Below are 20,040 nucleotides of genomic sequence, written 5' to 3'. Positions count from 1 at the left end.
TTATTTATTATGTTTCTTAATCAAACTCTGCACTTTTTTGATAGTCCAAACAGTTGGAAATAATTCTTCTAATAAAGTGTGATTATTAAAGTTCAAACGCAAAGCATTACTTAAATGAAATGTTCCTTTTTCTGTATCATTTAGCATAAAATAAAATCCTGCCAAACGGTATTCGATTTGATATTCTTCAGGGAATAATTCGGTAGCTTGAAGCGATGTAATAACAGCAGAATCAAATTCACCTAAAAACTGTAAAATATCAATCCAAAACAACCAAGTGTCTAAATGGTCATCTCCAAATTCAACCGCTTTTCTAAAACCAAGCTCTGCTTCTTCATAGAAGTTCATGGCTTTATTTATTGTTGCAAAACGTTTCCAATAAGCACGATTTTGGTCATCAATTGCTAAAGCTTTGTTTACATAAAACAATGCTTTTTGATAATTTTTCTGACGCACATAAAAATCAGTTATCGCAATCCAACCTTTGTCTAATAAAGGATCTTCGTGAACTGTTTTGTTGAAATACTTTAATGCTTCTGCTTTATTTCCTAATTTTTCGTGGCATTTTCCAATGCGCAATAAAGCATACGAAGTTGGATCGTCTAAATCGATGGTTCTTTGGTAATTTTCAATAGCGTCTTCATAGCGTTTTAGACGTTCTAAAGCTTTTCCATTTTCCATGAAAGCACCCATGAATTCATCGTCGATGTAGGTAGCATATTCAAAAGCACGCACTGCATTTACATAATCTTTCAATCCGTAATACAAACGTCCTTGTTGATGCCAAGCAATTTCTGAATAAGGATTTCTATCAATGTAGGTTTTAAGATATTCAATGGCTTCTGCATTTTGGTCTAAAAATTCGTAGCAATAAACCACATTATATAGTGCCGATTGGTCTTCAATATCTACTTCTAAACAACTTTTGAAATTCTCTTTTGCTTTTTCAAGGTTGTCCATAAACAGATATTCCATCCCAATTAGGTTGTAAACATCGGCTAAATCTTCGGTATATTTTAAAGCTTCTTGAAGGAGTTCAACCGCTTTTACATGGTTGTCTCTTTTCGAATAAATATTAGCTTTTTGAATAAAAATCTCTTCGTTCGTTGGCTCTATAGCATACAATTCGTTAAGCATTTTTTCAGCTATTTCGAGTTTGTCATCATAAACCAACATTTCTACTTGAACTAGCTTTAAACCAGTTGATTTAGGATGTTGTTCAAGTCCTAATTTTAAAGCTTTTTTAGCTAAATTAGCTTTGCCCATATCAAGATAATGAAGAATAATTTCTTCAAATTCTTCTGAATCAAAAAAGAAAACTTTATTGGTTTTCAACATGGATTCAAACTTCGATAAGGATAGATTGTAGTCTTCTTCGTCGTGATCCAAATGCATAGCTTTTTGTTTAAAATTATCCTTAATAAAAGTAGTTAACTAATGTCGTTATTTAAGGAAAATTGATTTTTGTTTTGAACAATTTAATTAACATTGAACAGTTTCGAGTTTCGGGTTTCGAGTTTTTGCGAAATCAGTATGACTTGCAACTCGTAACTTTTAACCCGCAACCAACTCATCCATAACCTCCAAAATAATTTGGCAACCTTCTCTAATTTCATCTTCAGAAATGGTTAATGGTGGCGTAATTCGGATGGCTTTTCCTTCAAACAATAACCAAAATAGAATCAATCCTCTGTCTTGACAACGCAAAATCACCTGATTTGTTATTTCTTCATCAGAAGTCATTGCGGCTAACATCAATCCTTTTCCTCTAACTTCTTGTATCAAAGGATGTACCAAAAGTGATCTAAACAATTTTTCTTTTTCTAAAGATTGTTTGGCGTAGTCTTTTTCTAAAATTTCTTGAAGTGTTGCTAAACAAGCGGCAGCAATCACTGGATGTCCGCCAAAAGTAGTAATATGTCCTAATTTAGGATCGTGACTTAATAAATCCATGTGTTTTTCGTTGGCTATGAAACCTCCAACAGGCATTCCGCCAGCCATTCCTTTTCCGATAATGACTACATCAGGAACGACATTATAATTTTCAAATCCAAATAATTTTCCTGTTCTTCCAAAACCTGGTTGGATTTCGTCTACAATCATTAATGCTCCAACTTCTTCGCAACGTTTTTTTACTTTAGCTAAAAAATCATTTTGAGGTTGAATAAAACCAGCGCCACCTTGAATACTTTCGAGAATTATTCCAGCAGTTTTGGTCGTTATTTTTTGTAAATCGTCTTCATTGTTAAAGGTGATGAAATCAACGTCAGGGATTAAAGGTCTAAAAATTTGTTTGCGTTCTTCAAATCCCATTACACTCATCGAACCCATCGTATTTCCGTGATAGGCATTATGACATGAAATCAACTGACTTCTTCCTGTTACGCGTCTAACAAGTTTTAACGCACCTTCACAAGCTTCAGTTCCTGAGTTTACCAAATAAACTTTGTTTAATTCTTTTGGTAAATTCTCAACTAATAATTTGCAATATTGTACCGCTGGACTTTGAGAATATTCGCCATAAACCATTACATGTGAATATTTATCCAATTGGTCTTTGATGGCTTGATTCACTCGTGCATGTTGATGTCCAAGCGAGCAAGCCGAAACTCCAGCAACAAAATCTAAATATTTTTTATTGTTAGTATCGTAAATATAAGAACCAATTGCATGCGAAACCTCCATTCCTAGTGGATAAGGTGAAGTTTGCGCTTGGTATTTTAAAAAATCGTTCAATTTAATATTAGTATAAAGTCAATTTTTTATTGACTATTTTTTCTTTGGCAAATTTATGAAATTAGAATCAGCACAAATGTTTATTAAGATTTTTTTATTAGTAGTTTGAAATGATTTTCAATTTTTTATATTTGTTGAATCATGTTACCGTAAATAGTACTCATTATGAAGAAAGTCTTATTGCTCGCTTTGATTGGATTATCACTAACTGTCAATGCTCAAAATAAAAAAAGTAAACCAACCGCCAAAAATAAAAAAGTTACCATTGTGGATAAGAAGAAAGTGACGCCTGTAGAGAAGAAGAAAGTTGTATATCAGGTTTTTACAAGATTGTTTGGAAATACAAATACTACCAATAAACCTTGGGGAACAATTGAAGAAAATGGAGTAGGGAAGTTTAACGACTTTACAGACAAAGCTTTGCAAGAAATTAAAAATCTTGGAGTTACACACATTTGGTACACAGGAGTTCCGCATCATGCTTTGGTGAGAGATTACACCAATATTGGAATTTCAAATGATGATCCAGAAGTAGTAAAAGGTAGAGCTGGTTCGCCTTATGCTGTAAAAGATTATTATAATGTAAACCCAGATTTGGCTGTTAATCCGGCGAATCGTTTGCAGGAATTTGAAGCTTTAATTGCTCGTACGCATAAAAACGGTTTGAAATTATTGATTGATATTGTACCTAATCATATTGCTAGGAAATATGAAGGAAAAAATAATCCAAAAGGTGTGAAAGACTTTGGTGCTGAGGATAATATATCGGTTGAATATGATAGAAATAACAACTTTTATTACATTCCAGAACAACAATTTCAAGTACCAACATCAGACGATTATCGTCCTTTGAATGGAGAAAGCAATCCGTTGATTGATGGTAAGTTTGAAGAATATCCAGCGAAATGGACTGGAAATGGTTCTCGTTTGGCTAAACCAGACATCAACGATTGGTATGAAACGGTAAAAGTAAATTACGGAATTCGTCCTGATGGTTCTAAAGATTTTCCAGAGCTTCCAAATGGTTTTGAAAAGAAATCTTATAAAGAGCATTTTGATTTTTGGAAAGATAAAGACGTTCCAAGTTCATGGAAAAAATTTAGAGATATTGCTTTGTATTGGACAGCAAAAGGTGTTGATGGTTTCCGTTACGATATGGCAGAAATGGTTCCTTATGAGTTTTGGAGTTATATGAATTCGTCAATTAAAATGAAAAATCCGAATGCTTTTTTATTGGCAGAAGTTTATAATCCGAATGAGTATAGAAATTATATTTTCTTAGGAAAAATGGATTATTTGTATGACAAAGTTGAAACTTATGATCATTTAAAAGCTGTTATTCACGGAAAAACAACTCCAGATGGATTGACTGATATTCAAAACAGAATGAGAGATATTGAGCATCATATGTTACACTTTCTTGACAATCATGACGAACAACGATTGGCAAGTCCAGAATTTGCTGGAAGTGGCGAAAAAGGAAAACCTTTAATGGTGATTTCTACAACATTGAGTTCTTCTCCAACGATGGTTTATTTTGGACAAGAAGTAGGTGAGGCAGGAAACGAAGATGCTGGTTTTGGTAGACGTTCTAGAACTTCAATTTTTGATTATGTAGGCGTTCCTAATCATCAACGATGGATGAATAATGGTAAATTTGATGGAGGTCAATTGTCTAAAAGCGAAAAAGAGCTGAGAGATTTTTACAAACGTTTGTTGAATTTCACTATTAAAAGTGAGGCGTTGATGGGTAAATTTCAAGAAATTCAGTCTGTGAATAGACAAGATTCTTCTACTTATGGACAAAATGTATATTCATTTGTACGCTGGTCAGCGAATGAAAAACTGATTATTGTTTCTAATATATCGCCAAACACCAACGAAATGTTTGATTTAAAAATTCCAGCCGATGTTATTAAGGAATGGAAACTTAAAGATGGAACGTATTTGTTAACAGAACAACTTTATGGTGTTGCGCATACTTTAAAAGTAACCAATGGAGTTGGAACTGTAAAAATTAGTTTGAAAGGTAGCGAGAGTTTTATTTTGAAGCTGTAGTTGATATTACGTTCTCTTAAACAATTGTTATTTATCTAATTAATATTGTTAAAATTTATTTGAGATAGAATGTGTTGATTAAGTTTGTTTATTAAAACGACTATCAATGCAAATCATCTTACTATTTTCAATATTATTAAATCCGATTTTATTATTTGATTTTTCAAAAGGTAGCAACTTATCTAGCTGGAAAGTTGTTGATGATGGCGTTATGGGTGGCGTTTCCTCAAGTGATTTCTTCCTTGATTCAAATGGAAATGGAACCTTCAAAGGAACAGTTTCTACCGACAATAATGGTGGATTTTGTTCGGTGCGTCATTTTTTTAATCCAATAAAGTTAACAGACAAAAGTGTTTTTAAAATCCGTTTAAAAGGTGACGGAAAAAAATACCAGTTTAGAGTTAAGAAAAGTGAGAGTGATTATTATTCTTACATCTACGAATTTCAAACTTTAACTGAGTGGGAAACGATTGAAATTCCTGTAAATAAATTATATGCTTCTTTTAGAGGTAGAACACTTCAACTTCCTAATTATGATGGACAAAGCTTAGAAGAAATAGCATTTCTAATAGGCAATAAGAGAAATGAAAATTTTGAATTACTTATAGATAAAATTGAGGTTGAATGATTTTGTTTTAAACATAATTAAATATTGAATGCAATATTAGAGTTTCATTGTAAGCACTGATTGCAAATCCGTGCTATCGACTGAGGAACATATCCGAGCTATCTTGTGCAAACGGTTGTTGTGAGTAGTGCTTTAGTTACAACAGGCATTTAGATTAAACAATTCTGTTACTTCGGTTGATGTAACTACTCTGTTATAAATTATAACATCATCAATAAATCCATCATAAGAGTGTCCAATAAATAAATCTCCTTGATTTAAAATTGGGCAACTAATACCATTAATTCCGCTACCAGTTGGAATTAAAACTCCATTTCTATATAATTGTTTACTATTATTATTTGAAGTTATAACTATATGTTCACAATTAGTTGTTTCAACTCCATAACTTGATAATCTGCCATTGGTTGCTCCAAAAACTAAAACATTATTTACATAACCAATAGACCATTCCCGAAAGGACGAATTACAATATGGTTGATTATTTCGACCTATAAAAGCGCCACTTCCTTTGTTGTTTGATTTATACCAAAATGATACTGAAAAATTGTTAGTAGGTAAATTGTCTAAAAAAGTTGGATTTGCATATTTTAAAAACTCATTATTTGCTTCATCAAATTTAAATGCACAATTTGGATTTCCAGCTCTATCCATTGCCGAACTTGCAGTTGTTGGATTTGTCAAATTATAATTGTTTCCTGACGAGTCATTTAATGAGCCATTCCCAAAAGAATATAATGCAATAACTCCATTTTGTAAACCAGTTGATAGGCAGTTCAAATTTTGAACAGCAGGTATTTCTTCTGACTTCTCACAACTTAATGATATCGATAATAATAAAGCAATACCAATTTGATTTAATCTTTTCATGTTTTTTTCTTTTAGGATGCATTTATTATCATTTAGTTGCGTCAATTCTGCTTTTTTTTTTAGCATTACGCTCAACGTATGCGGCTTTCTCTCTGTTGCTGCTGCAATCACAAACCAAACAAACCTACAAATTTTCTTATAAAGTTAGAGGTAAATCAAAAATTACCTCAAGAAATCTATTGTCTTAACAAAATAAAAATATTGAATTATTATCAAAAAAACAATGAAAAAATTATCAATTTTATTTTGGAATTATCATAGTAATTAATAGCGGCAAACATGTGTTAGGAGCAGTTTTAATATTCCAACTCTTTAATAAAAAATATTTCAGAGTCAACATCATCGTCATCTAAACGTAAGCTTTCCCATTCTTGAGAACTAAAAAAAGTATATTCACAATATTCTTCAAAACAGACTTCTGAATCATATATCCATAACATAGTTAAAACTACTAATGGATAAAGACAGTTTTCATCAAAATCATATGCTAATTTTATTATGTCTGGTGTTTCATTGTATAAATTTATAAAACTATTTAGCTCTCTTAGAGATTGCTCTTTTAAACTATCAAGATGATTTGTCCTACCAATTTCTTTTCTTATTCTAGAATATAGTTCTCTCCAATAAGATTCCCATTTCCTTTGCAAAATTGGTATGAATTCGTGTTTTTCAATTCCAGCATCTATGTATATTTCGCTCCAAATGTATTGCTCAGTTTCTGTGTAAATTTCATCGTAAGAATCGTTTTCGACATAATCATTTAATGTAGCTTTTAATCCTGGATAAGTATCAATTTCATAGTTTTTTCCTTTAGCACAAAAACGCACAACATGATCAATTGCTTGTACTTTAAATTGGTTTCTTTTGAGTCCAGAATGCATTTTGAAAACTTCTATAAAGTCCAAATATAAAGGAATTCCGAGGGTTTGATTATGTCGATTGAAAAACGCTTCCATTATCGACTCAATACCATTATTTATTTCGGGAACATTTTTAAATATTATTTGTTCAAGAGCTTTTATACTTTTTGCTTTAAAATATTCTGAAGAAATAAGTTCAATAATTTTAGATAAGGTATAATAATATGGATCGTTCCAACTCAAGAAAGACTTCGTGGCGTCCCAATTTTTGCACCTCGGTTTATATAACAAATTATAAGACAAAATTTGATTTTTAAATTTAAAATCAATGTGTAAGTCTTTAGATTCTGCTTTTATATAACAACAAGTTTGAAAATCAGGGATATTGACTTTCGTTTCTTTTTTTAGCGTTTTCTTTTTTTCTGGTACTTTAGTTTTAGAAATGGTATTTTTTGCCAATGAAAGTATTATATCTTTATCCTTAACTAAAGTATTTTCTAATGGAATGTCAATTTTCCAATGTTTAGAAGTTTTCTTAATATTATCTTCTGAAAAGTGATTCCAAAAAACATTGTTTTCAGCATCTTGGATAACAATAAGCACAGGAAAGGTTTCAGATATTGCTTTCCAGTAAGTATAATGTTTTTCCGTAAAATAGAATGTGAGAGAGTTTTGTTTTCTATGAAAGTTTTTGTGTCCTCCCTTTATTTGCAAAGCAAACATTTTAACTTGTCCATTATTATCAATAGGAGTTTCCACATAGGCATCAATACCTAAATCAACAGTTTGCTGTTCTTTGAAAATCCAATTAAATTTTGTGAAGATTGATCCAACCTCATAAATAGCTTTTCGTTCTGTCTGAAAATGATGCATGTAGGTTATATGATTTTCCTTAAAATTGCTCCTAACATCCCGGCAGCTTTGCGTCTGTTGCTGTTGCGAACACTGACCAAACAAATCTACTGAATTTCTTTGAAAGACAGAATTGAAGTGACCAGATTATTTTCCACGAAGAGCTAAATAGCAGGAACAAACCCAGAAATAGTGCAAAACTGACTGTTATACAACGGTTTATTTTAATTTTATTTTCTTAGGATTTTGTCTATTTGAAAAAAATGAAAGAATTTCAACATTATTTTCATTGACTCTGTAGTATAAAGTATTTAATTTCAAAATAACAGCTCTTCGAACATCTTTTTTAATTTCTGATGCTTGGAAAAGATATGGATTATTTGAAATTAGATTTAAAGTCTTTTCAAGATTGATAGCCAAATTTTTAAGTTCTTTTTCGGTCCAATGTTCCTCTAAATATTCAACAGTTTTTTGTAATTCTTTCAGCGCATTGTCTGTCCAAAGAATTTTATAACCATTTTTCATATAATTCTCTAGCTTTTGAATGAGGATTTAGTTTTCCAGATTCTGCATCTTTCAAACCAAGTTCAATAGATTCTTTTTCTCTTTCCGAAATAGAATTCCACCAATCTTTACTTTCCTTTTTTCTTAAATCTATAATTTTTTCAATAATTGAAGAATCTTCAATTGTAGATAACCATTGGATCAATTCCAACTTCTGATTCAAGATATTTAGATTCACATTCATAATAGCTAAATTTAAAAAACAAAGTTAATAATTAATTATTGTAGTTCAACAAAAATAGGAATTAAAAACTCTTGTATAACGTCCCGGCTCTTGGCGAGGTTGCGAACATCGGAGTAATTTAATTACTAGTAACTTGAAGATAACGACCATAAATAATACAAATCTACCCTAAATTTCTTTGTAGGCACGGATTGCAAATCCGCGCTATCTGGTTAGGAAATAAGAGAAATGAAAATTTTGAATTACTTATAGATAAAATTGAGGTTGAATGATTTTGATACGTTATGATATTGATTGTAGAACATATCCGCGCGATCTGGTATAATCAAGTATAGAATGCGCTATCGACTGTAAAACATGTCAGCGCTCTCAGGTTTATTTTTGAATAAGTATCTTTTTGTGATTTTCCCATTTTTTTCCGTCGATTAACTCAACAGCTTCCTTATTTAAAAATATTAACTCGTAAGCATTTGTCAAAAAAATGTTTTCAGAATCTTGTCTTTCATAAGCTATATTGTATATTGTCACATTTTCATTGCTGCTTACATTTTGAATGCTGAATGTAAAACCGTAATCAGTGTAATAAGGCGCTTGCTCTATTTCTATTCTTAAGTTTTTCTGTTTGTTAAAATAAAGCAATTTAACCGACCAATCAATCTCTCCATGTCTGAAGACTTTTTCTTCTTCGAAAGTATAACTAAATTCGCTTTCGAGAATCGAAAATAAACGTCGAGCGTGAGTTCTAAAAAATTCAATTCGATTCATTTACTCATTTTTTCAGTATTGCTTCAACGTTCCGGCGCTTGGCGAGGTTGCGAACTTCGGAACCGATTATTTTCTGTTAAAGATAATAATTCTTGCGAAATTTAAACGTGTATTTACTACAAAATTCGCAATCTTGCCAAACGCCTGTTAGCGGTTGTGATTTTCATTCCAATCTAGTTTCGTTATTTTATTTCCTTTTATAATTAAGACAGAGATTTCTCTCTCCAATCCAGTACCGTAATGATCTAGATTCATTAAAGTATATTCTTTATACTGACTAGTAATTGGATCGTGTGTGTATAAATCACTAAAAAACAAAGGATGTACAATTTCTATTTCATTATTTTTTATTTCAGCTAAAAATGTCAAATCTGAAAGATTTACTATGAACAGTTCTTTGTTTTCCCATATGAATGAAGAAAATATTTGGACACCATAAAAATCTAATTTTTTCTCGAAAGCATTTGATTTGTCTATATATCCCAAGGCTTCTCCTTTCACGGTTGTTTTTATTTCAATAGTTTTAGCTAATGTCAACTTCCTTGGGTCATTAATTATTTTTATCTCAGATGAACCACCACCGTGACCCAAATGAGCTAGAACCTCATAACCATTTTTGCTTTTAATGACTGAATTGGCACAAGTGGATTCTGTAAAGTACGTTTTTTTGGTTAGTTTTTCGTAGAAATAAACTGTTCCTCCCCATTCACCGTGACAATCTCCGTAAACAATAAAATCTTTGTCCTCAAATAGCTTTGGTTGATTTTTTAATGGGAAAGTACCTTTTGATTTAATCCACTTACTATCATTCCAAAAATAAATTGAATTACCTGAAAATCCTGCTAACTGATTATTAATTATCCAATGGTATTTGAATTTTCTTGTATTTAATATATTCTCAAGACTTGTATCTCGTTCAAAATTGTTTAGTTTTAAGCAAGCAAATTTTCCGTTTTCAAAAAGCGACACAAGTGAGTTCTGGTATATTACAGAAAATGATTTTGGAAAATTTTTGACGTAATCTTTGGTTTCTTCAGCTTCCTCATATTTTTTAGAGAAGTATGGATTCTTAATGACAATATGTGTTGTATCAAATTCTATGAAGTTACGGCTTGCAGAAACATTGAATTTTTCTTTATATGGACTTTTAAAAAGACTATCTATGGTTATTTTAATTTTATTATCCCAACTTTGTTTTTGAAAATGTTCCAAAAGCTTTTTTTCAAAATCTTGTTGTTTGTTCTGAGCACATATCGAAATGGAAAATCCTAAAATTAATAATATGTAGAAATATTTCTTTTTCATTGCCGATAGTTGTAATAATTTTTATTTTCATTCATATTTCGCACAGTTTTTCCATCATTGCCGCTAACTTGTACATATCAGCCATAAAAAACACAAAGCAATCAATATTTTGATGGATTTGTGCCATAAAATGACTTATTTAGTTATCAAATATACAATTTTTCAATAAAAAAATCCCAAACTTAAAAATTTGGGATTTCTATTTTTACTTCAAAATTGTCTGTTTTCTATCAGGTCCAACTGAAACTATTTTTATTGGTACTTCGACTTCTTTTTCTATGAATTCGATGTAGTCTTTTAGTTCTTTTGGTAGGCTTTCAAAAGTGGTTAAACCTGTTAAATCGGCTTGCCATCCTTTGAATTCCGTGTAAATTGGTGTTACATTTTCTTCTTCTATGTTGTAAGGTAAATGTTGGATAACTTCGCCTTTGTAGTTGTAAGCTGTAGCAACTTTCAAAGTTTCAAATCCTGATAAAACATCGCCTTTCATCATCATTAATTGAGTTACACCATTCACTTGAATTGCATATTTCAAGGCAACTAAATCTAACCAACCGCAACGTCTTTTTCTTCCTGTTACTGAGCCAAATTCGTTTCCAACTTTAGCCATAACATCACCAGCATCGCCAAAATCTTCTGTAGGAAATGGTCCAGAACCCACACGTGTAGTATAAGCTTTGAAAATTCCGTAAACTTCTTTGATTTTATTTGGTGCAATTCCTAAACCAGTACAAGCTCCAGCAGCAGTTGTATTAGAGGATGTTACAAATGGATAAGTTCCAAAATCTACATCTAATAACGAACCTTGTGCACCTTCGCAAAGAATTGATTTTCCTGCTTTTTGTGCTTGTGCCAAATATTCTTCACTATCTATAAAAGTTAGTTTTTGTAAATCTTTGATAGCTTCAAAGAATTCTTTTTCTAATTCAGGTAAATTGTATTGAATTTCAACATTGTAGAAAGCAATCATAGCTTCATGTTTGTCTGCCAAAGCTCTGTAACGTTCTTTGAAATCTTCTAATTCGATATCTCCAACACGAATTCCGTTTCTACCAGTTTTATCCATATAAGTTGGACCAATTCCTTTTAATGTAGAACCAATTTTAGCTTTACCTTTTGAAGCTTCAGAAGCTGCGTCAAGTAATCTATGTGTTGGAAGAATTAAATGTGCTTTTCTCGAAATGATTAATTTAGATTTGATGTCCAAATTGAATTTTGCCAAACCATCGATTTCACTTTTGAAAACTACTGGATCGATAACGACACCATTCCCAATAATATTGATATTGTTATCATGAAAAATTCCAGAAGGAATGGTTCTCAAAACATGTTTTATTCCGTCAAATTCAAGAGTATGTCCAGCATTTGGACCACCTTGAAAACGTGCGATAATATCGTATTTTGAGGTAAGTACGTCAACGATTTTTCCTTTTCCTTCGTCACCCCATTGTAATCCGAGTAGTAAATCTACGGTCATTGTGTTGTTGTTTATTGTTGAGACAAGGCATTGCCTTGTCTTTACTTATTCTTTTTTCTTATTTGCGTAAAAATATAAGGAGTGATTTGTGATTTCTATACCAAAAATTTCTTCCATAGTTTTTTTAATAGTTTGAATCCTTGGATCACAAAACTCAATTACTTCACCAGAATCGGTCATAATAATATGATCGTGTTGTTTATCAAAATAAGACTTTTCGTAATGCGCTTGATTTTGACCAAATTGGTGTTTTCTAACCAAACCACAATCTAAAAGTAATTCGATGGTGTTGTAAAGCGTTGCTCTTGAAACACGATAGTTTTTATTTTTCATTTTGATGTACAAATTTTCTATATCAAAATGTTCTTGACTATTATAAATTTCTTGAAGAATAGCGTAGCGTTCAGGCGTTTTACGGTGTCCTTTGTTTTCAAGATAGGCAGTAAAAACGTTCTTTACTGTTTCTTGATTTTTTGTATTATCTGATGCTATTTGTGTCATAATGCGCAAAGATAAATTATAGTTTATAAGTATGAAACTTTATGAGTTTAAAAGTTATAAACTAGTTGTTGATAATCTTGTTAGTTCTTGTAAACTCTTGAAACTTTTTCGATACCATCAATTTTTTTAATGTTATCAATTAGTTTTTTCAGGATGGTATTATTTTGTACAACTACCGTCACTTGTCCATTAAAAATTCCTGCTTCTCCACTCAAGGAAATGCTTTGAATATTCACGTGCATTTGATTTGAAATTACTTTTGTAAGTTCATTGGTTAATCCTAAAGTATCCATTCCGGTAATTTTCAATACGGCTTTAAATTCTTGTTGTGAAGAGTCAATCCATTTGGCAATCATGATTCTGTAGGCATAGTTAGATTGTAATGCAATAGCATTTGGACAGTCTTTTTTATGTACTTTTATGCCTTCATTAATCGTTACAAATCCAAATACTTCATCACCAGGAATTGGATTACAACAACTTGATAATTTGTAATCTAATCGGTCTTGTTCTTTTCCAAAAACCAATAAATCATAATTACTGGTTAGTTCTTGTCTGTTGATGTCTTCAACATTAGAATTTGGTGAACGTTTGATTTTATTTTTAAAGAAATTGATTAATGTATTGCTTTTTTGAGCAGCAAAATCTTTTAATTGTTGATTTTCAATAGCGCCAATACCAACGCGATAAAATAAATCTAAACTTGTTTTCAGTTTGAAAAAGTTTACCAATTCATTTACAACAGTTTCATTTAAAGTAATTTTTAAATGTTTTAATTTTCTTGTAAGAAGTTCTTTTCCTTCTTCGGCTATTTTTTTGGTGTCTTCATTAAGAACACTTCTAATTTTGTTTTTTGCTCTCGAAGTGGTAACATAATCTAGCCAATGCATTGTAGGTTTTTGATTGACTGATGTTATTACTTCAATTTGGTCACCACTTTTTAATTCGTGGTTTAATTGCACTAATTTTCCATTAACACGAGTTCCTCTGGTTTTAATTCCAATTTCGGAGTGAATACTGAATGCAAAATCTAATGAAGTGGCACCTTTTGGTAAAGATTTAATTTCACCTTTGGGTGTAAAGACAAAGATTTCTTTGGCATAGAGATTCATTTTGAAATCCTCAACAAAATCAACAGCATTGGTTTCAGAGTTTTCTAGTGCTTCTTTTAGTAGGTTTAACCAAACATCCAAACCATTTTCTTCGGTTGCACCTTGTTTGTATTTGTAATGCGCTGCGTATCCTTTTTCGGCAATTTCATCCATTCGTTCACTTCGCACTTGAATTTCTACCCAGCGACCTTTTGGTCCCATAACAGTAATGTGTAGTGCTTCATAGCCAGATGACTTTGGTGATGAAATCCAATCGCGTAAACGACTTGGACTTGGACGATAATGATCGGTAATGATGGAATAAATTTTCCAAGCCAAGAATTTTTCGTCGTGTGCATTGGATTTGTATATGATTCGCAAAGCAAATTTGTCATAAACTTCATCAAAACTGACATTTTGAGCCAACATTTTACGGCGAATAGAATATATGGACTTCGGACGACCTTTCATTGTGTATTCAACACCTTCTTCGTCAAGTGATTTTTTTAATACATCAGAAACCAATTTGATGTATTCGTCTTGCTCTTCCTTAGTTTCTTTTATCTTACTGACGATATCATTATAAACAGCAGGTTCTGTGTATTTTAAACCTAAATCTTCCAACTTGGTTTTGATATTATATAGTCCTAAACGATGGGCAAGAGGTGCGTAGATATATAATGTTTCCGAAGCAATTTTGACTTGTTTGTAATCGGGCATCGAATCCATAGTTTGCATATTGTGCAATCTATCGGCTATTTTGATAAGAATTACTCGAACATCATCGTTCAATGTAAGCAACATTTTACGAAAGTTTTCAGCTTGCATTGAGATGTTTAAGTCTTTCTTTACTTGAGATATTTTGGTTAATCCAGCTACAATTTGTGCTATTTTTGGATTAAACATTTTTTCAATGTCTTCTATTGTAATTTCGGTATCCTCAACAACATCATGCATTAAGGCTGCAGCAATACTTGTTGGTCCAAGTCCGATTTCAGAAGCTACAATTTTAGCAACACCAATTGGGTGAAAGATATAGGCTTCACCAGATTTTCTGCGTTGGTCTTTGTGTGCATCAACAGCTACATCAAATGCTTTACGAATGAGTTTTTTATCCTCAGGTGTAAGTGTTTGATAACTAATACGAAGTAACTCTTTGTATTCGCGTGCTAAAGCTTTTTTTTCTTCTTCTAAATCAATCTCTATCATAGCAAATTCTTCAATTAGCTAAAAATAAGAAATATTATTGAAATTGCAATAAAAAAAATCCAAATTCCGATAATTTTTTCAGAATTTGGATTTGAATACTAAACAAGTTTAGTGTGAAAATTTTAGATTTAGTTATCTATTCTTGAGAAGTCTAAATCATGAAAATCATAACTAAAATCAGTAAGTGGCGATATCGCTTTCATTTTAAATTTTACAGCTTTTCCTTCTGCATCAAGTTCGAAGAAAATATGAGCGTCAGCATTAAAACTTCTGTTGTTCCATCTCACAACAAAGTTTTGGTCTTTGTAAAATAAAATGGTTCCTGAAAGTCTCGGTGAACGTTTGGATTTAAAATTTAAGATTCCATTTTTTACATAAACGTAAACTTCTCCAAACCAGTTGTCATTATAAGTTCCGATATATTTTGTAAAATCAATTTTTACACGAGTAATGTTATTTTGATTTACAGTTTTCCATACTTCATCTGTAATTTTATCTGCGTTTTCTTCTTTGTTTTTACGTTCCTCACTCAATGTAATTACATGATCAGGATTTTTCAGACCCAAATAACTGTCTTTAATTGTATTTGAAATTGCATTAAAAGCCGAACCAGATTGTTGGTTGGTTAATACAATAATACCAAGTTTAATGTCTGGAAACATGATGGTTTGTGTAACAATTCCGTCCAATCCTCCAGTGTGTGATACTTGTAAATGGCCGTTGATATCTGATAGTTGCCAACCCAATCCATAGGCTTTGAAGTTGCAACTGTAAGGTTTCATGCCATAAATAGGAAGAATTGTTTGTGGTGACCACATTTCTTCATGAACTTCTGGACTAAATAATTGATTGTTTGTGCCGTATTTTCCTTTGTTAAGTTGAGCAATAACCCATTTACTTAAGTCATTTGTACTAGCATAAATTCCGGCAGCAGCATCAAAAATCGGATTAGTATATCGCTTGATAATTTCTAATTTTCCATTGGTAGGTACGTGTGGAACGATAGTATTTGTAGTGTCTTTTAGTCTGTTCCAAGAAGCAGCACTATTGTTCATTTGTAGAGGCTTCATGATACGTGTTTCTACAAATTCGCACCATGATGTTCCTGAAACTCGTTCAATAACTTCACCAGCAATTACGTAAAGTAAATTATCATAATCGTATTGCGCTCTAAAAGATGAAACTGGTTTTAGATATTGAATGTTTTTGATGATGTCTTTTGGTGTAAAATCATGTCCGTCTGGCCATATCATTAAATCACCAGCTCCCAATCCTAAACCACTTCTATGAGTTAATAAATCTCTTATTGTGAACTCGTTAGTAACAAAATCATTATACATTTTAAATTCAGGAATATATTTTATGACTTTATCATCCCAATCAAGTTTTTTTTCATCCACAAGCATTGATAATGCTGCTGATGTAAATGCTTTGCTATTGGAGGCAATTCCGAAAAGTGTATTTCCGTCAACCTTTTTCTGTGTATTTATATTGGTTACACCATAACCTTTTGAGATAACTACTTTTCCGTCTTTAACAATTGCAACAGCAATTCCAGGTACGTTAAAGGTTTTCATAGTTCTGTTTACAACATCATCTAGTTTAGATTCAGAAATTTGTGCAAACGATAAAGCGCATGTAATAGTTGAAATTGCAGTAAAAAATAGTTTTCTCATGGTATAAATTTAAGTTGAAAATCAAAATCCTCTTTGTCTTTTGGCTTCAAATAATAAAATAGCTGAAGCTACAGAGACATTCATAGAATCGATTTCGCCTTGCATCGGAATGATGATGTTTTGGGTAGCATTATCGCGCCAAGCTTGAGTTAAGCCAGTCGCTTCTGTGCCTACAACCAATGCACTAGCTGTAGTATAATCTTGAGTATGGTAGAAGTTGGAGTTCTGTAATGTGGCACCAAATATAGCAATTTTTTTGTCTTTTAAAAATTGTATTACATTTTCGGTAGTATCTGTGGCAATTTGATTGGTAAAAAGGCATCCTACACTTGAACGTACAATGTTAGGATTGTACAAATCTGTTTTTGGATTGGCAATAATCACGGCATCAATATTGGCAGCATCACAAGTGCGAAGCATAGCACCAATATTTCCTGGCTTTTCAATTGATTCCATCACTAAAATCAAAGCATTTTCAGGTAATTTTAAATCGTTTAGCGATAAAGTTTTTGTTTTTGCAACCGCTAAAATACCTTCAGTTGTATCTCTGTAGGCTAATTTTTGATATACTTCTTTGGTAATTTCAATCAGTTCAACTTTGCTTTTAACAAGTTTATTGATTTCATTTTCTGTAATTAATTCAGGAAGAAATAAAATAGTTTCTAGTTGATAATTTCCTTTAATGGCAAGCTCAATTTCACGTTTTCCTTCAATTAAGAAAGTGCCTGATTGCTTTCTAGCTTTAGCTTTTTCTTGTAATAAGACTAAAGATTTAATTAACGGATTTTGTATGGAAGTGATTTGTTTTGTCATGTTGATAAAGAAAAATCTAAAGGTCAAAAATACCTAAAATAATTCTAAAATCTACAGAATTCCTCGTGCTTTAATTTCTAGGTATTTATTGATGGTATCCAATGTTAAATTTTCGGGTTGTGTTAACACGGAATGGATACCATATTTTTTTAGTTCGTTTACAATTAATTTTTTTTCAAAAAGGAATTTTTCAGCAATAACTTTATCATAAATTTCTTGAATAGTTTCTGCTTTTTTGTTTGTAATTTGATTTAATTCAGTGTTTTGAAAGAAAACTACAACTAACAAATGGTTTTTTGCAATTCCTTTCAAATAAGGTAGTTGGCGATCTAGTCCGTCTAAAGTTTCAAAATTTGTGTAGAGAATTAGCAAACTTCTTTGAGTGATATTTTTCTTAACATCGGCATATAATCTTGAATAATCACTTTCAAAATAATCGGTTTTTACATTATAAAGACTTTCTAAAATTTTTTGCATTTGTGATGTTCTTCTTTCAGCAACAACACGATTATCAATTTTTTTAGAAAATGTAAACATTCCTGCTTTGTCTTGTTTTTTCAAAATCACATTCGACAAAACTAAAGTCGCATTTATGGCATAATCTAATAAACTCAATCCATTGAAAGGCATTTTCATGGTTCTACCTTTGTCTATTAACATATAAATATTTTGCGATTTTTCATCTTGAAATTGATTAACCATCAAACTATTTTTCTTAGCGGTAGCTTTCCAATTTAGAGTTCTAATATCATCGCCAGAAACATATTCTTTGATTTGCTCAAATTCCATTGTGTGACCAATTCTTCTAATTTTTTTCACGCCATATTGAAATAAATTATTAGAAAAAGCAATCAAATCATATTTCCTCAATTGAATGTAAGATGGATAAGTTGGAACCATTACATCTTTGTTGAAAGTATAACGTTTCGAAAGCAATCGAAGTGGTGAAGAGGCGTAAATATTTAAATTTCCAAAATGATATTCTCCACGTTCTGTTGGACGTAAAAAGTATTGAAAATCATCTGTTGAAGCATTTTTGATTTTTCTTTTTATTTCAAAATTTCTAATTTGGAATTGATATGGAATTTCGTCAATTATTTTGGTGTAAATAGGGAAGGTATAAAAGTTTTTTATAGATACAATTATTTGATTTTCATCACCATTAGAAAGTTTTTCTGGAATTGTTCTTTGTGCTTCAATACCATTTTTTGTAACAAACAAAATTATAAAATCTAATGCTAAAAAACCTAAAAGTAGGTACAACAAATACCAAATAGCGTTGTATAAAAAAGGAAAAATAAAAGCTACACAAAACAACGCTACAATGCTAATGAGCAAGTAGAAAAAGAAATTGTTTATGTAAAGTTGCTTTAAAAGTTTCATTTTTTAGCTTAAAATGTTATAAATAGGATAAATTAAATTTCCTTGTTTTTACCTTGGAATTTCAATGTTTTCAATAATTTGTTTGATAATTTCAATACTTGTTAATCCTTCCATTTCTCTTTCTGGAGTTACAATTACTCTATGTTGCAAAACTGGAATTGCCGCTTCTTTAATGTCTTCTGGTGTAACAAAATCTCGTCCACGAATTGCTGCATATCCTTTTGAAGCGTTTAAAATAGCAATCGATGCTCTTGGCGAAGCACCTAAATACAAAAAGGCGTTTTCACGCGTATTGACAACGAGTTTTGCTATGTATTCTAATAAATTTGGTTCTACTATTATTTGCTTTACCAATTCTTGATATTGTTTAATTTCGTTTCCTGAAATAATGGTTTTGATAGCATCTAATTTTCCATGATTTTGAAGCAAATGTTCACGTTGCAAGATGATTACTTCTTCATCAAGTTTTGGATAATCAATATTTATTTTGAATAAAAAACGATCTAATTGTGCTTCGGGTAAACGATAGGTTCCTTCTTGTTCTATTGGATTTTGTGTGGCTAAAACAATGAAAGGAGTTTCAAGTTTATAAGTTGTTCCGTCAATCGTAATTTGGCGCTCTTCCATTACTTCAAAAAGAGCAGCTTGCGTTTTTGCTGGAGCACGATTTATTTCATCAATTAAAATTAAATTTGAAAAAATTGGTCCTTTTTTGAATTCAAATTCTGATCTTTTTAAATCAAATACCGAAGTTCCAAGAATATCAGAAGGCATCAAATCGGGTGTGAATTGAATTCTGCTAAAATTTACATCTAATGTTTTTGCTAAAATTTTAGCAGTAATAGTTTTTGCAACACCTGGAACACCTTCTATCAAAATGTGACCATTTGAAAGTATTGCAACTAAAAGTTGATCAATCATTTTGTGTTGACCAACAATTACTGTTTCTAATTCTTTTTTAATTCGTTCAACACCTTCGCTTAGTGGTGTTAAATTTAATCGCGATTGAAAGTTTACCTCTGAATCGGTTTGGTTATTGTTTTCTATATTTTCCATATTCTTTTAATT

17 protein-coding genes are annotated in these 20,040 nt (G+C 31.3%); 2 read left to right on the top strand and 15 right to left on the bottom strand.

Annotated features, from left to right (window positions below):
- Together ABD766_RS07170 and ABD766_RS07165 are read right to left on the bottom strand one after the other, a co-directional pair.
- A complete protein-coding gene (locus tag ABD766_RS07170) occupies positions 1-1,395 on the bottom strand; it encodes a tetratricopeptide repeat protein (protein ID WP_344816037.1) in 1,395 nt (464 codons plus the stop codon).
- Positions 1,396-1,554: 159 nt separating this feature from the next.
- A complete protein-coding gene (locus tag ABD766_RS07165; protein WP_425556574.1) occupies positions 1,555-2,685 on the bottom strand; it encodes an aspartate aminotransferase family protein in 1,131 nt (376 codons plus the stop codon).
- Between the two features lie 216 nt (positions 2,686-2,901).
- Between ABD766_RS07165 and ABD766_RS07160 the strand changes: the two genes are divergently transcribed.
- Positions 2,902-4,794, top strand: coding sequence for an alpha-amylase family protein (locus tag ABD766_RS07160; RefSeq protein WP_344816035.1), 1,893 nt, complete (start codon positions 2,902-2,904; stop codon positions 4,792-4,794).
- Positions 4,795-4,900: 106 nt separating this feature from the next.
- Positions 4,901-5,422 (top strand): CIA30 family protein, encoded by a 522-nt coding sequence (locus ABD766_RS07155; RefSeq protein WP_344816034.1) that lies wholly within the window; start codon positions 4,901-4,903, stop codon positions 5,420-5,422.
- 132 nt (positions 5,423-5,554) lie between these two features.
- Here ABD766_RS07155 and ABD766_RS07150 read toward each other — a convergent pair whose 3' ends face one another.
- The 13 genes from ABD766_RS07150 to ABD766_RS07090 all read right to left on the bottom strand — a co-directional run bounded on the left by ABD766_RS07150 (position 5,555) and on the right by ABD766_RS07090 (position 20,028).
- Positions 5,555-6,292, bottom strand: a complete 738-nt coding sequence (locus ABD766_RS07150; protein ID WP_344816033.1) for a LamG domain-containing protein — start codon at positions 6,290-6,292, stop codon at positions 5,555-5,557.
- Between the two features lie 296 nt (positions 6,293-6,588).
- On the bottom strand, positions 6,589-8,025 hold the full coding sequence (locus ABD766_RS07145; protein ID WP_344816032.1) for a DUF4365 domain-containing protein: 1,437 nt from the start codon (positions 8,023-8,025) through the stop codon (positions 6,589-6,591).
- Positions 8,026-8,223: 198 nt separating this feature from the next.
- On the bottom strand, positions 8,224-8,529 hold the full coding sequence (locus tag ABD766_RS07140; protein WP_344816031.1) for a type II toxin-antitoxin system RelE/ParE family toxin: 306 nt from the start codon (positions 8,527-8,529) through the stop codon (positions 8,224-8,226).
- Positions 8,513-8,752 (bottom strand): hypothetical protein, encoded by a 240-nt coding sequence (locus tag ABD766_RS07135; protein WP_344816030.1) that lies wholly within the window; start codon positions 8,750-8,752, stop codon positions 8,513-8,515. The genes ABD766_RS07140 and ABD766_RS07135 overlap by 17 nt, the downstream gene beginning before the upstream one ends.
- A gap of 375 nt (positions 8,753-9,127) precedes the next feature.
- Entirely contained in the window at positions 9,128-9,517 is a 390-nt protein-coding gene (locus ABD766_RS07130) for a hypothetical protein (RefSeq protein ID WP_344816029.1), read from the bottom strand.
- Between the two features lie 147 nt (positions 9,518-9,664).
- Positions 9,665-10,822: a hypothetical protein gene (locus ABD766_RS07125; protein WP_344816028.1), complete on the bottom strand. Its 1,158-nt coding sequence runs from the start codon at positions 10,820-10,822 to the stop codon at positions 9,665-9,667.
- A 205-nt stretch (positions 10,823-11,027) separates the two neighbouring features.
- A complete protein-coding gene (locus ABD766_RS07120) occupies positions 11,028-12,299 on the bottom strand; it encodes an adenylosuccinate synthase (protein ID WP_344816027.1) in 1,272 nt (423 codons plus the stop codon).
- 45 nt (positions 12,300-12,344) lie between these two features.
- Positions 12,345-12,800 carry a Fur family transcriptional regulator gene (locus tag ABD766_RS07115; protein WP_298302572.1) on the bottom strand — a complete coding sequence of 152 codons (456 nt, stop codon included), beginning with the start codon at positions 12,798-12,800 and terminating at the stop codon, positions 12,345-12,347.
- Positions 12,801-12,880: 80 nt separating this feature from the next.
- Positions 12,881-15,100 (bottom strand): RelA/SpoT family protein, encoded by a 2,220-nt coding sequence (locus ABD766_RS07110; protein ID WP_344816026.1) that lies wholly within the window; start codon positions 15,098-15,100, stop codon positions 12,881-12,883.
- Positions 15,101-15,228: 128 nt separating this feature from the next.
- Positions 15,229-16,776 carry a serine hydrolase gene (locus tag ABD766_RS07105; protein ID WP_344816025.1) on the bottom strand — a complete coding sequence of 516 codons (1,548 nt, stop codon included), beginning with the start codon at positions 16,774-16,776 and terminating at the stop codon, positions 15,229-15,231.
- A gap of 21 nt (positions 16,777-16,797) precedes the next feature.
- Positions 16,798-17,589: a TrmH family RNA methyltransferase gene (locus ABD766_RS07100; RefSeq protein WP_344816024.1), complete on the bottom strand. Its 792-nt coding sequence runs from the start codon at positions 17,587-17,589 to the stop codon at positions 16,798-16,800.
- Positions 17,590-17,640: 51 nt separating this feature from the next.
- Positions 17,641-18,972, bottom strand: a complete 1,332-nt coding sequence (locus ABD766_RS07095; RefSeq protein WP_344816023.1) for a DUF58 domain-containing protein — start codon at positions 18,970-18,972, stop codon at positions 17,641-17,643.
- Between the two features lie 48 nt (positions 18,973-19,020).
- Positions 19,021-20,028: an AAA family ATPase gene (locus ABD766_RS07090; protein ID WP_298302558.1), complete on the bottom strand. Its 1,008-nt coding sequence runs from the start codon at positions 20,026-20,028 to the stop codon at positions 19,021-19,023.
- Positions 20,029-20,040 lie beyond the last annotated feature (12 nt).

This window comes from Flavobacterium cheonanense (assembly GCF_039539185.1).
GTDB lineage: Bacteria > Bacteroidota > Bacteroidia > Flavobacteriales > Flavobacteriaceae > Flavobacterium > Flavobacterium cheonanense.
This window is presented reverse-complemented; position numbering and strand designations above follow the sequence as displayed.

Bases quoted from the DNA above. Each gene is read 5' to 3' on its own strand.
- ABD766_RS07110 (WP_344816026.1), bottom strand. From the start codon at position 15,100: ATGATAGAGATTGATTTAGAAGAAGAAAAAAAAGCTTTAGCACGCGAA.
- ABD766_RS07170 (WP_344816037.1), bottom strand. From the start codon at position 1,395: ATGCATTTGGATCACGACGAAGAAGACTACAATCTATCCTTATCGAAG.
- ABD766_RS07140 (WP_344816031.1), bottom strand. From the start codon at position 8,529: ATGAAAAATGGTTATAAAATTCTTTGGACAGACAATGCGCTGAAAGAA.
- ABD766_RS07095 (WP_344816023.1), bottom strand. From the start codon at position 18,972: ATGAAACTTTTAAAGCAACTTTACATAAACAATTTCTTTTTCTACTTG.
- ABD766_RS07105 (WP_344816025.1), bottom strand. From the start codon at position 16,776: ATGAGAAAACTATTTTTTACTGCAATTTCAACTATTACATGCGCTTTA.
- ABD766_RS07120 (WP_344816027.1), bottom strand. From the start codon at position 12,299: ATGACCGTAGATTTACTACTCGGATTACAATGGGGTGACGAAGGAAAA.
- ABD766_RS07165 (WP_425556574.1), bottom strand. From the start codon at position 2,685: ATGGAGGTTTCGCATGCAATTGGTTCTTATATTTACGATACTAACAAT.
- ABD766_RS07160 (WP_344816035.1), top strand. From the start codon at position 2,902: ATGAAGAAAGTCTTATTGCTCGCTTTGATTGGATTATCACTAACTGTC.
- ABD766_RS07090 (WP_298302558.1), bottom strand. From the start codon at position 20,028: ATGGAAAATATAGAAAACAATAACCAAACCGATTCAGAGGTAAACTTT.
- ABD766_RS07100 (WP_344816024.1), bottom strand. From the start codon at position 17,589: ATGACAAAACAAATCACTTCCATACAAAATCCGTTAATTAAATCTTTA.
- ABD766_RS07130 (WP_344816029.1), bottom strand. From the start codon at position 9,517: ATGAATCGAATTGAATTTTTTAGAACTCACGCTCGACGTTTATTTTCG.
- ABD766_RS07145 (WP_344816032.1), bottom strand. From the start codon at position 8,025: ATGCATCATTTTCAGACAGAACGAAAAGCTATTTATGAGGTTGGATCA.
- ABD766_RS07155 (WP_344816034.1), top strand. From the start codon at position 4,901: ATGCAAATCATCTTACTATTTTCAATATTATTAAATCCGATTTTATTA.
- ABD766_RS07135 (WP_344816030.1), bottom strand. From the start codon at position 8,752: ATGAATGTGAATCTAAATATCTTGAATCAGAAGTTGGAATTGATCCAA.
- ABD766_RS07125 (WP_344816028.1), bottom strand. From the start codon at position 10,822: ATGAAAAAGAAATATTTCTACATATTATTAATTTTAGGATTTTCCATT.
- ABD766_RS07115 (WP_298302572.1), bottom strand. From the start codon at position 12,800: ATGACACAAATAGCATCAGATAATACAAAAAATCAAGAAACAGTAAAG.
- ABD766_RS07150 (WP_344816033.1), bottom strand. From the start codon at position 6,292: ATGAAAAGATTAAATCAAATTGGTATTGCTTTATTATTATCGATATCA.